Genomic DNA, 13,426 nt, shown 5'->3' on the forward strand with positions numbered 1-13,426 from the left:
GACGCGAGATGTCGACCGAGGACTGGAACGACGACGCCTGCCGCACGGTCGGGATGTTCCTGAACGGTGCCCCGCTCCGCTCCCCCGGCCCGCGCGGCGAGCAGGTGCGGGACCGGTCGTTCATGATCTGGCTCAACGGCGGGGTCGACGACGTGGAGCTGGCCCTCCCGGCCAACCAGTGGGTGCACCACGGCGAGGTGGTGCTGTCGACCAACGCCGACGTGCCGCTGGGCACGCCGGTCGTGGCGGGCGGCACGCTGACGCTGCAGGCCCGCTCGGTGCTGGTCCTGCGCCAGACCTGAGCCGGACCGGTCAGGCCGGGCGCTCGACCGCCTTGGCGGCCTCGATGACGACCGCGAGCCGCTCGCGCAGCTCGACGAGCTCGTCGAGGTCCATCCCGAGGCGCTCGACCACCGTGCCCGGCACCGCGAGGGCGCGGGCGCGCAGGTCGCGGCCCTCGTCGGTGAGCGCGACGGCGAGGCTGCGCTCGTCGTCGGGGTTGCGCCCGCGGGTGACCAGGCCGGCCGCCTCGAGCCGCTTGACCAGGCGCGACAGCGTGCCCGCGTCGAGGTCGAGCTGGTGGCCCAGCGCGGTCAGCGACAGCGGCTCGCGACCCCAGAGCGCGAGCATCACGAGGTACTGCGGGTGGGTCAGGCCGAGCGGCTCGAGGACCGGCCGGTAGACCGAGACGACCGTGCGGGAGGCGACCGCGAGGGCGAAGCAGACCTGCCGCTCGAGGGCGAGGGGGTCGTCGGCTTGGGTCGGGGCGGCCATTCGGTTAGCCTAGCAACAGTTGTCACAGCAAGGAATTGGACGGTCCCCATGCCGAGCAGCCTCCCCGCCCGCCGCACCGAGAAGGGTCGCGGTCACCTCCTCGACCTCGACGCGCCCCGCCGCGTCGTGCGCGACCCCTCCGCGGAGGACCGCGACCTCGCCCGCGTGCAGCGCTGGGTGATGTCGGTGATCGCCGTGACGACGATCCTCCACCTCTCCGGCGGCCTCGTGGTCGCGGCGGTCATGCTCGACGACAAGCCCCACTCCTCGCAGGTGGGGCTCGCCGTCATGGCCGGCGTGGTCGGCGTCCTCGCCGTGGCCACCGGGCTGGGCATCCACGGTCGCCGGATGCTCTCGCCCTGGCTGGTCCTCGGCCTGCTCCCGACCGCGATCGGGCTCTGGCTGATCGGCTGACGCACCGACCGGCCGGTGCTCAGGCCGGCTGGGCCACCCACTCGGCAGGGTCGCCGCAGTCGAGGTCGGTGATGCCCTGGGTCTCGAACGCGCCGAGCACCACGAGCCGGCGCACGGCCGCGAAGGTGAGCACGTGGGCCACCATGCCGGCGTAGGAGTAGACCCGCGGCTCGTCGCAGGTCACGTCGAGGAACGTGTCGTCGAGGCGGCCCTCGGCCACCGTGGTGCGCACCTGCGACAGGAAGGCGGGGCCCTCCTCGGCGAGCTCGCGGCGCAGGGTGGTCAGCGACTTCCCGCGCTCCTGGTCCCAGTCGTAGCGGCGCTGCTCGACGGCGGCGTTCCACTGCGCGAGCTGGCCGACGATCCGCGCCAGCACGGAGCGGATGGTCATGTCGTCGTCGATGGTGCCGATCGGCACCTCGATCGGGGCGTCGAGCTGGGCGTCGCCCAGCCGCTCGGCGCGGTCGAGCATCTCGCCGGTCAGCCAGAGGTGGTGCTCGATCATCCGGGTCAGCAGGTCCATGGCGGTCACCTTTCGGGCGGTGGGCAGCCGGAGGCTGCCCGGTGGGTGGAAGTGCACGTCGCTCGCAGCCGGGATCCGGGTGCTGCTCGGTGCGTGACGCCAGCGGCTGGGTGCGCTCCCGTAGGCCCGTGCGAAGGCACGGGTGAAGGCCTCGTGCGAGCCGAAGCCCGCCGCGATCGCCACGTCCAGGACCGGACGGTCCGTCGAGACCAGCTCGTACGCCGCCCGCTCGAGCAGCAGCCTGCGTCGCATCCGCTCGGGGGGCTCACCGCCGGCCGCCGAGACGACCCGGTCGAGGTGGTGGCGTGAGAGGTGGAGCCGACGCGCCCGCTCCTCGCTGCCCAGGTCGAGGGTCTCGGCCAGGGTGGCGAGGAAGTCCGCGAAGGTGTCCGCCGCTGTCGTCATGGCTCCAGCCTCGACGTGCGCGCCGCCCGGCGCTTGATCGTGCTTGCGCTCTCCCCCGGCACGGTGCGGGGCCTCAGAGCCGCAACGTGCTGATCGCGACGAGGTACGCACCCCGGACGAGGTCGGGGGCGTGGAAGCGCTCCTCGTCGTGGGCCAGTGCGCTCTCCCGGGCGCGCATCGCGGCTCCCGGGTCGGGTGCGGTCAGGTCGGCCGCGAGCGCGGCCACCACGAGCGGCAGGTCGTGCGCGTCGAGGTCGTCGAGCACCAGCCCGTCGTGGAGCATCCCCGCCGCCTCGGCCATCAGCTCGCGGGCCACGTCGGCGTCCACCTCGGGACGCGAGGCGGCCGCGGCGTCGGCCGCGGCGAGGAACGGGTCGAGCACGTGGGCGGGGACGCGGGAGGTCACGCCGCCATCCTCGTCACGGTCGCGCCGACGGGCAACCGTCGCGGGTCAGCGCGAGGAGACGATGGAGACGGCGACGCTGGCGTAGGCCGCCAGCGCCACCACCACGCGTGCGAGGGGGTAGAAGGCCATGCGGCGACCGTACGTCCGCCCGGCCGGTCCTGTCCCGGGAACGCCGAGTCGTGCTCGGCGCCCCCGGGAGCGACGGCGTCAGGCGGGCTCGGCGACCAGGCCGAGCTCGGCGACCGAGGCCAGCGCGTCGTTGCGCGGCACCACGCGGACCGTGTAGCCGAACGCGCCGGAGAAGGCGAGCGGGACGGTGGCGTCGAAGCGGTGCCGGTTGCCGTCGTAGGACTCCCCCACCGCCATCGGCGCGACGGCCGTGGCCGTCATCTCGTCGTCGGAGCCGATCCGGCCGTGCACGAGCTGGACGTCGACGTCGGCGGGCGAGAGCGAGCCGAGCGCGACCCAGGCGCGCACCGCGAGGGTCGCGCCGACCTCGGCCTGGTCGCCCACGCCCTCGGAGTCGACGTGCTCGACGCGGACGGACGGCCACGCCTCGCGGACCGCGTGCTTCCAGCCGGACAGATCGCGGGCACCGGCGTAGTCGGAGTTGAGCGCGCGGGCGGTGTGGGCGGCCGGCGCGTAGAGCTCGCGGACGTAGTCGCGGACCTGGCGGGTGGCGAGCACCTTGGGGCCGAGGGACTTGAGGGTGTGGCGCACCATCTCGATCCAGCGCGGGGGCACGCCCTCGTCGTTGGTCTCGTAGAAGCGCGGGACGACCTCGCCCTCGAGCAGGGCGTAGAGGGCGTTGGCCTCGAGGTCGTCACGCCGGTCGGCGTCCTCGATGCCGTCGGCCGACGGGATCGCCCAGCCGTTGTTGCCGTCGTACCACTCGTCCCACCAGCCGTCGAGGATCGAGAGGTTGAGGCCGCCGTTGAGCGCGGCCTTCATGCCCGAGGTGCCGCACGCCTCGTAGGGCCGCAGCGGGTTGTTGAGCCACACGTCGCAGCCGGGGTAGAGCGGCTGGGCCATCGCGATGTCGTAGTTGGGCAGGAACGCGATGCGGTGCCGGATCTCGGGGTCGTCGGCGAAGCGCACCATCTCCTGGATCAGCTTCTTGCCGGTCTCGTCGGCCGGGTGGGCCTTGCCGGCGATGACGAGCTGGATCGGGCGCTCGGGGTCGAGCAGCAGCTTCTTGAGGCGGGCGGGGTCGCGCAGCATCAGCGTGAGCCGCTTGTAGGTCGGCACGCGGCGCGCGAAGCCGATCGTGAGCACGTCGGGGTCGAGCGCGGTGTCGACCCAGGTCGTCTCGGCGGGGGCGAACCCGCGCTTGGCCGCCGAGCGGCGCATCCGGTCGCGGGCGTCGGTGACGAAGCGGGTGCGCAGGGTGCGCTTGAGGTCCCAGATCTCCCGGTCGGAGACCTGGTCGACCAGCGGCCACAGCGCGTCGGTGTCGTCGCCGTCGACGTCGGCACCGCGGCTCGCGGCGAGCTCGATGACCTCGCGCGCGATCCAGGTGGGCCCGTGCACGCCGTTGGTGATCGAGCTGATCGGCACCTCGGCCTCGTCGAACGCCGGCCACAGGCCGTTGAACATCCCGCGCGAGACGTGACCGTGCAGCTGGGAGACGCCGTTGGCTCGCTGAGCGAGGCGGAAGCCCATCACGGCCATGTTGAACACGCCGGCGTCGCCGCCGTCGTAGTCCTCGGCGCCGAGCGCGAGCACCCGCTCGACCGGCACGCCGGGGGTGGGCGAGCTGCCGCCGAAGTACTGCGCGACCAGCTCGCGGGGGAACCGGTCGATGCCCGCGGGCACCGGCGTGTGGGTGGTGAACACGGTGCCGGCGCGGGAGACCTCGAGCGCGGTGTCGAAGTCGAGGCCGGGGCCCCCCTCGGCGACGGTGAGCTCGCGGATCCGCTCGATGCCGAGGAAGCCGGCGTGGCCCTCGTTGGCGTGGAAGACCTCGGGCGCCGGTGCACCGGTGATGCGCGACCAGACCCGCAGGGCGCGCACGCCGCCGACACCGAGGAGCAGCTCCTGGCGCAGGCGGTGCTCGGAGTTGCCGCCGTAGAGCCGGTCGGTGACGTCGCGGTAGTGGGCGCTGTTCTCCTCGATGTCGGTGTCGAGGAGCAGCAGCGGCACCCGGCCGACGTGGGCGACGAGGATCCGCGCGACGAGGTCGGGGCCGTCGGGCAGCGCGAGGCTGATCGTGGCGCGGGTGCCGTCGGCCTCGCGGAGCACGGTCAGCGGCAGCTCGTCGGGGTCGAGGACCGGGTAGCTCTCCTGCTGCCAGCCGTCGCGGTCGAGCGCCTGCTTGAAGTACCCGTGGCGGTAGAACAGCCCGATGCCGACCAGCGGGATGCCGAGGTCGGAGGACGCCTTGAGGTGGTCGCCCGCCAGGATGCCGAGACCGCCGGAGTACTGGGGCAGCACGGAGGTGATGCCGTACTCCGAGGAGAAGTACGCGATCGCCCGCGGGGCGTCGTCGCCCGCCTTGCGGGCGTACCAGCGGTCCTCGGAGAGGTAGCGCTGCAGGTCGGCGTGCGCGGCGTCGAGGCGCTGGCGGAAGTCACCGTCCTCCACCAGCTCGTCGAGCCGCTCGCGGCTCACCGCGCCGAGGAGGCGGACGGGGTCGCCGGACACCTCGCGCCAGAGCGCGGGGTCGACGGACGCGAACACGTCCTGGGTCGGCGGGTGCCACGACCAGCGCAGGTTGCCGGCCAGGACGGACAGCGCTCCCAGCGGCTCGGGCAGGACGGGACGGACGGTGAATCGACGGATCGCTCGCACGGTCCACGACCGTAGGGCATTTCTTGGAACGATCCAAGACCCATCCGCCCGGGTGGGTCGTCCCACCCCTCCGCAGGGTGAGAACACGGGGCCTCCGGCTTGCGCGGCAACCACCAGTTCGCAAGTGTGGGGGCATGGTTGGACGCATTCCCGTCATGGACGTCTCCCCCGTCGTCGACCTCGGTCGGCAGTCGGCGAAGGCCACCGTCGGCGAGCCCATGCCGGTGCGCGCGACCGTGTTTCGCGAGGGGCACGACCAGCTCGCCGCCGAGGTCGTCGCGATCGACCCGGCCGGCGTGCGCCGCCCGCCGGTGCGGATGTGGCCCGAGGGCGAGGAGCCCAACCGCTACCTCGCCCACGTCACTCCCGACGTCGAGGGCGAGTGGACCTTCGAGGTGCACAGCTGGTCCGACGCGATCGCGACCTGGCAGCACGACGCCGGGATCAAGATCCCCGCCGGCGTCGACGTCGAGCTGATGTTCACCGAGGCGCGGCTGCTGCTCGAGCGGGTCGCCGCCGGCACCGGCCCCGACGCCCTCGACAGCGGCGAGGCCGCCCTGGTGAAGGGCGCCGCGGCCGCCGCCGAGGACGCCTCGCGCCCCGTGGGCGCCCGTCTCGCCGCGCTCCAGGACCCGGCCCTGGCCGCCGTGCTGCTCGCGCACCCGCTGCGCGAGCTGCTCACCACGACGGGCCCGTTCCGCTTCCGCGCCGACCGCACCCGCGCGCTCTTCGGCAGCTGGTACGAGTTCTTCCCGCGCTCGGAGGGCGCGACCGAGGACCCGAAGACCGGCAAGGTCACCAGCGGCACCTTCCGCACCGCGGCGAAGCGGCTCGACGCGGTCGCCGCGATGGGCTTCGACGTGCTCTACCTCCCCCCGATCCACCCGATCGGCGAGGTCAACCGCAAGGGGCCCAACAACACGCTCACGCCCGGGCCCGACGACCCGGGCTCGCCGTGGGCGATCGGCAGCAAGGACGGCGGGCACGACGCCATCCACCCCGAGCTCGGGACGTTCGAGGACTTCGACGCCTTCGTGGCCCGGGCCCGCGAGCTCGGCCTCGAGGTGGCCCTCGACCTGGCCCTCCAGGCCGCGCCCGACCACCCGTGGGTGACCACGCACCCGCAGTTCTTCACCACGCGCGCCGACGGCACCATCGCCTACGCGGAGAACCCGCCCAAGAAGTACCAGGACATCTACCCGATCAACTTCGACAACGACCCCGCCGGCATCTGCCGCGAGGTCCTGCGCGTGGTGAAGCTCTGGATGTCGCACGGCGTGCGGATCTTCCGGGTCGACAACCCCCACACCAAGCCCCTCGCATTCTGGGAGTGGCTGCTCGCCGAGGTGCGGCGCACCGACCCCGACGTGCTGTTCCTCTCCGAGGCCTTCACCAAGCCGGCGATGATGCACGGCCTCGGCGCCGTGGGCTACCACCAGAGCTACACGTACTTCACCTGGCGCACCGGCAAGCGCGAGATCGAGGACTACCTGCGCGAGGTGTCCACGGAGTCCGACCACCTGATGCGGCCGAACTTCTTCGTCAACACGCCCGACATCCTCCACGCCTACCTCCAGTACGGCGGGCCGGCGGCGTTCAAGGTGCGCGCCGCGCTGGCCGCCACCGGGTCCCCGAGCTGGGGCGTGTACGCCGGCTACGAGCTGTTCGAGCACGTCGCGGTCAAGCCCGGCTCGGAGGAGTACCTCGACTCCGAGAAGTTCCAGATCAGGGTCCGCGACTGGGAGGCCCGCGAGGCCGAGGGCACCACCCTCACGCCGTACCTGACCCGCCTCAACGAGATCCGTCGCCAGCACCCCGCGCTCCAGCTGCTGCGCAACATCACCATCCACTCCAGCGACGACGACAACGTCCTGGTGTTCTCCAAGCGGCACGTCCTGCCCGACGGGACCGACGACGTCGTCATCAGCGTCATCAACCTCGACCCCCACGGCACGCGCGAGACGATGGTGCACCTCGACATGCCCGCGCTCGGCCTGGACTGGCACGACTCGTTCGTGGCCCACGACGAGATCACCGGGGCCGACTGGAGCTGGAGCGCGCACGACTACGTGCGCCTCGATCCCGGCTGGGAGCCCGCCCACATCATCAGCGTCAGGAGGACCCGTTGACCGAGCACGCCCCGTCAGCCCCCACTTCGCCGGCCCCGATGCCGGCCGACGCCGGAGCGGCCACGGCGGTGCTCAACTCCGAGCCCGAGTGGTTCCGGACCGCCGTGTTCTACGAGGTGCTGGTCCGCTCGTTCCGCGACTCCAACGGCGACGGCACCGGCGACTTCAAGGGCCTCATCGAGAAGCTCGACTACCTCGAGTGGCTCGGCGTCGACTGCCTGTGGATCCCGCCGTTCTTCACCTCGCCGCTGCGCGACGGCGGCTACGACGTCGCCGACTACAACAACATCCTCCCCGAGTGCGGCACGGTCGAGGACTTCCACGACTTCATCGACGCCTGCCACCAGCGCGGGATCCGCGTGATCATCGACTTCGTCATGAACCACACGAGTGACGCGCACCCGTGGTTCCAGGCCAGTCGCAGCGACCCCGAGGGCCCCTACGGCGACTTCTACGTCTGGTCCGACACCGACGAGCTCTACCAGGACGCCCGCGTCATCTTCGTCGACACCGAGCCGTCGAACTGGACCTGGGACCCGGTGCGCCAGCAGTACTTCTGGCACCGGTTCTTCCACCACCAGCCCGACCTCAACTTCGACAACCCGAAGGTCCACGAGGCGATGCTGGAGTCGATGGCGTTCTGGCTCGACATGGGCCTCGACGGCTTCCGCCTCGACGCCGTGCCGTACCTCTACGAACGGCCCGGCACCAACGGCGAGAACCTGCCCGAGACCCACGAGTTCCTCAAGAAGTGCCGCCGCTTCGTCGACGAGAACTACCCCGGCCGCGTCCTGCTCTGCGAGGCCAACCAGTGGCCCGCCGACGTCGTGGAGTACTTCGGGCCCGAGCAGACCGAGGACGGGCGCTGGGTCGGCACCGAGTGCCACATGGCGTTCCACTTCCCGGTGATGCCGCGCATCTTCATGGCCGTGCGCCGCGAGTCGCGCTTCCCGATCTCGGAGATCCTCGAGCAGACCCCGGCGATCCCTGATGGCTGCCAGTGGGGCATCTTCCTGCGCAACCACGACGAGCTGACCCTGGAGATGGTCACCGACGAGGACCGCGACTACATGTGGTCGGAGTACGCCCACGACCCGCGGATGAAGGCCAACATCGGCATCCGCCGCCGCCTCGCGCCGCTGCTCGACAACGACGTGAACCGGATGGAGCTCTTCACCGCGCTCCTGCTCTCGCTGCCCGGCTCGCCGGTGCTCTACTACGGCGACGAGATCGGGATGGGCGACAACATCTGGCTCGGTGACCGCGACGGCGTCCGCACCCCGATGCAGTGGACGCCCGACCGCAACGCCGGCTTCTCGTCGGCCACGCCGGGCAAGCTGCACCTGCCGGCCATCCAGGACCCGGTCTACGGCTACCAGTCGGTCAACGTCGAGGCGCAGCTGGAGAACACCTCCTCGCTGCTGCACTGGACCCGCCGCCTGGTCCACACCCGGCGCCGGCACCCGGCCTTCGGCCTCGGCACCTTCACCGACCTGGGCGGCTCCAACCCCAGCGTCCTGTCCTACGTCCGCGAGCACTCGCCGGCGGGGCCCGACGGCGAGGACCGCGACGTGATCCTCTGCGTCAACAACCTCTCGCGCTTCCCGCAGCCGGTCGAGCTCGACCTCCGCCAGTTCGAGGGGATGGTGCCCGTCGAGCTCCTGGGCGGGGTCCCGTTCCCCGCCGTCGGCGAGCTCCCCTACCTTTTGACCCTCGGTGGCTACGGCTTCCTGTGGCTCAGGCTGACCGACCCGACGACGGGTCAGACGGGAACAGAGCAGTGAACGAGGAGATCAGCGCCTGGATCGGCGAGGCCCGGTGGTTCGCGGGCAAGGGACGTGAGTGGACGCTGACGTCGCAGCGACGCGTCGGCGAGCTCCCCGACCCGCCCGAGGGCCTGCGGGTCGCCATCGAGCTCGCCGAGGTCACCTACGCCGACGGCGACACCGAGCTCTACCAGCTGCCGCTGGCGTCCTACACCGAGCCCCAGGAGCGGCTGGCCCACGCGCTCGTCGGCGAGTGGGACGACGACGACCTCGGCCGCGTGTGGGTCTACGACGCGCTGCACGACCGCGAGGCCATGGCCCTGTGGCTGCGGGCCTTCGACGCGGCCGCCAACGCGACCCGCGGGCTGCTCCACTTCCACCGCATCCCCGGCCACGAGCTCGACCTCGAGGCCCACTCGACGCTGTTCTCGGGCGAGCAGTCGAACTCCTCGGTCGCTTTCGGCGACGACGCGCTGATGAAGGTCTTCCGCAAGGTCACCCCCGGCGTGAACCCCGACATCGCGATCCACCACGTCCTGACCGAGGCGGGCTCCACGCACGTCGCGGCGCTCTACGGCTGGCTCGACCTGGTCGACGAGGACACCGACACCACGATCCAGCTGGCGATGCTCCAGCAGTTCCTCCGCACCGCGAGCGACGGCTGGGACCTCGCCCTGGCGAGCGTGCGCAACCTGTTCGCCGAGGCCGACCTCCACGCCGACGAGGTGGGCGGCGACTTCGCCGGCGAGGCCGCCCGGCTCGGGGTCGCGCTCGCCGAGGTGCACGCCGACCTCGCCGGGCACTTCCCGGTCGAGCAGCGCGACGCCGCCGCGCTCGACGCGCTGGCCAGCGCGATGGAGGGGCGCCTCGACGCCGCCCTGCAGGTCGTGCCCGCGCTCGCCGACCACGAGGCCGGCCTCCGGCAGACCTTCGACCGGCTCCGCGCGCTCGACGGCGTCGAGGTGCAGCAGGTCCACGGCGACCTCCACCTCGGCCAGACGCTGCGCACGGCCAAGGGCTGGAAGATCGTCGACTTCGAGGGCGAGCCGGCCAAGCCGCTCGCCGTACGTCTCGAGCCCGACTCGGTGTGGCGCGACGTGGCCGGCATGATCCGGTCCTTCGACTACGCACCGCGGGTCGTGGCGCTCACCGCGGGCGCCGACACGGCCGAGGCCGAGCAGATCGCCTACCGCGCCACGGAGTGGGCCGCCCGCAACCGGCAGGCCTTCCTCGAGTCCTACTCCGCGCAACGGGGTACCGGGCTCGACGAGGCGGCGAGCGTCCTGCTCGACGCCTACCTCGCGGACAAGGTCGTCTACGAGGCCGTCTACGAGGCACGCAACCGCCCCGGGTGGTTGTCCATCCCGCTCGCAGCGTTGGGAGACCCCGCATGACCAACAGCACGACCGACACCACGCACGCCCCCGGTGAGCTCGACCTGCACCTGATCGGCGAGGGCCGCCACGAGGAGCTGTGGACCGTCCTCGGCTCGCAGCCGACCGACGAGGGCACCTCGTTCCGCGTGTGGGCACCCAACGCGATGGAGGTCCAGGTGGCCGGCGAGTGGGCCGGCTGGGACGGCGCGGCCCACCCGATGACCCGCCTCGACGGCTCGGGGGTGTGGCACGCGCACGTCGCCGGGGCCGGCGTCGGCTCGCAGTACAAGTACCGGATCCGCGGCGCCGACGGCCAGTGGGTCGACCGCGCCGACCCGATGGCGCAGTACGCCGAGAAGCCGCCGAGCTCGGCGTCGGTGGTGTGGCGCTCCACCCACGAGTGGGGCGACGACGCCTGGCTCGAGGCGCGTCGCGGCAAGAAGCCGGTCGACGAGGCCATGTCGATCTACGAGGTCCACCTCGCCTCCTGGCGCAAGCACTACTCCGGCGAGCTCTACGACTGGGACCAGATCGCGGACGCGCTGGTGCCCTACGTCGCCGACCTCGGCTTCACCCACGTCGAGCTGATGCCGGTGATGCACCACCCGTTCGGCGGCTCGTGGGGCTACCACGTCACCTCCTACTTCGCGGCCGACTCCCGCTTCGGCGACCCCGACGGCCTCAAGCGCCTCATCGACCGGCTGCACCAGGCCGGCGTCGGCGTGATCCTCGACTGGGTCCCGGGCCACTTCGCCACCGACGAGTGGGCGCTGGCCCGGTTCGACGGCACCCCGCTCTACGAGGACCCCAACCCCCAGCGCGGCTGGCACAAGGAGTGGGGCTCCCACATCTTCAACTTCGGGCGCAACGAGGTGCGCAACTTCCTCTACGCCAACGCGGTCTTCTGGCTCGAGGAGTTCCACGCCGACGGCCTGCGCGTCGACGGCGTCGCCTCGATGCTCTACCTCGACTACGCCCGCGAGCACGGCGAGTGGTCCCCCAACAAGCACGGTGGCCGCGAGAACCTCGAGGCCGTGCAGTTCCTCCAGGAGATGAACGCCACCGTCTACAAGCGCGTCCCCGGCATCGTCACGATCGCCGAGGAGTCGACCGCCTGGCCCGGGGTCACCGGCCCCACCAGCGACGGCGGCCTGGGCTTCGGCTTCAAGTGGAACATGGGCTGGATGCACGACTCGCTCGACTACGTGGCCAAGGACCCGCTCTACCGCAGCCACCACCACGGCCAGATGACGTTCTCGCTCGTCTACGCCTACGCCGAGAACTACGTCCTGCCCATCAGCCACGACGAGGTCGTCCACGGCAAGGGCTCCCTGCTGCGCAAGATGCCCGGCGACCGCTGGAAGCAGCTGGCCAACCTGCGCGCCTACCTCGCCTTCATGTGGGCCCACCCGGGCAAGCAGCTGCTCTTCATGGGCTGCGAGTTCGGCCAGGAGTCCGAGTGGGCCGAGAGCCGCGAGCTCGACTGGTGGCTGCTCGAGCACCCGGAGCACGCGGGCGTGCACGCCATGGTGCGCGACATGAACGCCGTCTACCGCGACACCGCCGCCCTCTGGGGCCGCGACAACGACCCGTCGGGCTTCCAGTGGGTCGACGCCAACGACGCCGGCCGCAACACCTTCTCGTTCGTGCGCCGCTCCCCCGGTGCCCCCGACCTGGTCTGCGTGACCAACTTCGCCGGCCAGCCGCACGACGGCTACCGCCTGGGCCTCCCGTCGACGGGCACCTGGACCGAGGTGCTCAACACCGACGCCTCGTCCTACGCGGGCTCCGGCGTCGGCAACCTCGGCTCCATCACCGCCGTCGAGGGCGAGCACGTGGGCCAGCCCGCCCACGCCGACATCGTCGTCCCGCCCCTCGCCACCGTCTGGTTCCGCAAGGACTCCTGACGACCACCCGCATGCGGTCGCGGGGTTCCGGCACCTCCTGTGCCGGTTCCCCGCGGCCCGGGGTGGCCGTGGTGACACACCGTGGGCCGCGTCCGCGGACCGCGGGGACCCCGATCCGGCACACACGGTGTCGCCACGCCTGTGGAGAGCCGGTCGCGGCGGTGCAGGCGATCTGGTCGACTGAGGAGATGCCCAAGGTCGTCGACTACAGCGGACGTTTCGCCTTCTTCGAGCTCGCCGCCTTCACCCTCGTCCGCGACCACGGCGTGAGCAGCCTCAGCCGCCACGGGGTCGCACGCGTGCTGGCGACCTCCATCAGCACCGTCCGTCGCCTGCTGCACCCGGAGGCGGACCTGCGAAGCCTCGCGCTGGGCGAGGTCCGCGTCCGGCACCGTCGTCGTCTTCGCGGGCGCGGACCCGAGACCGGCGTGGACGCCGCCCTGGGCCGCCTTGCCGCCGTGGTGCCGTTCAGTCCCGCGGACGTCGAGGAGGAGCTCGTGTGGTGGCGTCTGGCGGTGTCCGCACCGAGCACCGCCCGACCCGTACGCGAGCTCGAGGGCGACGAGCGCGTCGGTCCGCTGCACCACCAGTTCGCGGTCGCGTCCCACGGGTACGTCCCGATCGACGTCCTGCAGGCCGATGTCGGACGACCGACGTCGGGCTTCGTCACCGACGACGACGCCGACGTCGACGTCGTGGTGGCCGCACGGCGCGAGCGCGACGAGGAGGTCGCGGCCCGGGTGCACGAGGCGGTCCTCGTCGCAGCACCCGACCTGCCGGTGTCCGAGGCCGAGCGGCTCGCGCCCGTCCTGCACGCTCTCGTCGACGGCCTGGGCCTGGCCGTGGCCCTGGGGCGGCTGACACCGGCTGCGGCCCGGGAGGTCGCCCGTGCCCACCTCGAGGGGCTCGCGTGCGGGCGCTCGTTAGGCTGACGTG

The 13,426-nt window shown here is 72.1% G+C and carries 10 protein-coding genes and 1 pseudogene; 7 read left to right on the plus strand and 4 right to left on the minus strand.

The genetic code is table 11. The annotated features are described in order from the left end of the window. A pseudogene (locus ACFFJG_RS16310) lies at nt 1-302 on the plus strand (glycogen debranching protein GlgX); the annotation flags it as partial. A gap of 10 nt (nt 303-312) precedes the next feature. Here the strand turns inward: ACFFJG_RS16310 and ACFFJG_RS16315 are convergent. After that, on the minus strand, nt 313-774 hold the full coding sequence (locus ACFFJG_RS16315) for a MarR family winged helix-turn-helix transcriptional regulator (protein ID WP_378519840.1): 462 nt from the start codon (nt 772-774) through the stop codon (nt 313-315). 48 nt (nt 775-822) lie between these two features. Here ACFFJG_RS16315 and ACFFJG_RS16320 point away from each other — a divergent pair, with 48 nt between their 5' ends. Then, nucleotides 823-1,188 (plus strand): hypothetical protein, encoded by a 366-nt coding sequence (locus tag ACFFJG_RS16320; RefSeq protein WP_378519841.1) that lies wholly within the window; start codon nt 823-825, stop codon nt 1,186-1,188. Nucleotides 1,189-1,207: 19 nt separating this feature from the next. On the opposite strand, the gene ACFFJG_RS16325 is transcribed toward ACFFJG_RS16320, so the two are convergent. The 3 genes from ACFFJG_RS16325 to glgP all read right to left on the minus strand — a co-directional run bounded on the left by ACFFJG_RS16325 (nt 1,208) and on the right by glgP (nt 5,312). Beyond that, nucleotides 1,208-2,116, minus strand: coding sequence for a helix-turn-helix domain-containing protein (locus tag ACFFJG_RS16325; RefSeq protein WP_378519842.1), 909 nt, complete (start codon nt 2,114-2,116; stop codon nt 1,208-1,210). 73 nt (nt 2,117-2,189) lie between these two features. Continuing rightward, the gene (locus tag ACFFJG_RS16330) at nt 2,190-2,522 is read right to left on the minus strand and encodes a hypothetical protein (protein ID WP_378519843.1); all 333 of its coding nucleotides are present in this window, start codon (nt 2,520-2,522) and stop codon (nt 2,190-2,192) included. 207 nt (nt 2,523-2,729) lie between these two features. Beyond that, nucleotides 2,730-5,312: an alpha-glucan family phosphorylase gene (glgP, locus tag ACFFJG_RS16335; RefSeq protein WP_378519844.1), complete on the minus strand. Its 2,583-nt coding sequence runs from the start codon at nt 5,310-5,312 to the stop codon at nt 2,730-2,732. Between the two features lie 134 nt (nt 5,313-5,446). On the opposite strand from glgP, the gene ACFFJG_RS16340 reads away from it, so the two are divergent. The 5 genes from ACFFJG_RS16340 to ACFFJG_RS16360 all read left to right on the plus strand — a co-directional run bounded on the left by ACFFJG_RS16340 (nt 5,447) and on the right by ACFFJG_RS16360 (nt 13,422). Next, the gene (locus ACFFJG_RS16340) at nt 5,447-7,441 is read left to right on the plus strand and encodes an alpha-1,4-glucan--maltose-1-phosphate maltosyltransferase (protein ID WP_378519845.1); all 1,995 of its coding nucleotides are present in this window, start codon (nt 5,447-5,449) and stop codon (nt 7,439-7,441) included. A 38-nt stretch (nt 7,442-7,479) separates the two neighbouring features. After that, on the plus strand, nt 7,480-9,225 hold the full coding sequence (gene treS, locus ACFFJG_RS16345) for a maltose alpha-D-glucosyltransferase (RefSeq protein WP_378520350.1): 1,746 nt from the start codon (nt 7,480-7,482) through the stop codon (nt 9,223-9,225). Then, nucleotides 9,222-10,601 carry a maltokinase N-terminal cap-like domain-containing protein gene (locus ACFFJG_RS16350; RefSeq protein ID WP_378519846.1) on the plus strand — a complete coding sequence of 460 codons (1,380 nt, stop codon included), beginning with the start codon at nt 9,222-9,224 and terminating at the stop codon, nt 10,599-10,601. Before treS ends, ACFFJG_RS16350 begins: the two co-directional genes overlap by 4 nt. Continuing rightward, complete coding sequence (glgB, locus tag ACFFJG_RS16355) at nt 10,598-12,490, plus strand: 1,4-alpha-glucan branching protein GlgB (protein ID WP_378519847.1); 1,893 nt, start codon at nt 10,598-10,600, stop codon at nt 12,488-12,490. The genes ACFFJG_RS16350 and glgB overlap by 4 nt, the downstream gene beginning before the upstream one ends. A gap of 188 nt (nt 12,491-12,678) precedes the next feature. Next, nucleotides 12,679-13,422: a TetR family transcriptional regulator C-terminal domain-containing protein gene (locus ACFFJG_RS16360; protein WP_378519848.1), complete on the plus strand. Its 744-nt coding sequence runs from the start codon at nt 12,679-12,681 to the stop codon at nt 13,420-13,422. Nucleotides 13,423-13,426: the final 4 nt, after the last annotated feature.

The organism is Nocardioides zeicaulis (genome assembly GCF_042432345.1).
GTDB classification, from domain to species: Bacteria; Actinomycetota; Actinomycetes; order Propionibacteriales; family Nocardioidaceae; genus Nocardioides; species Nocardioides zeicaulis.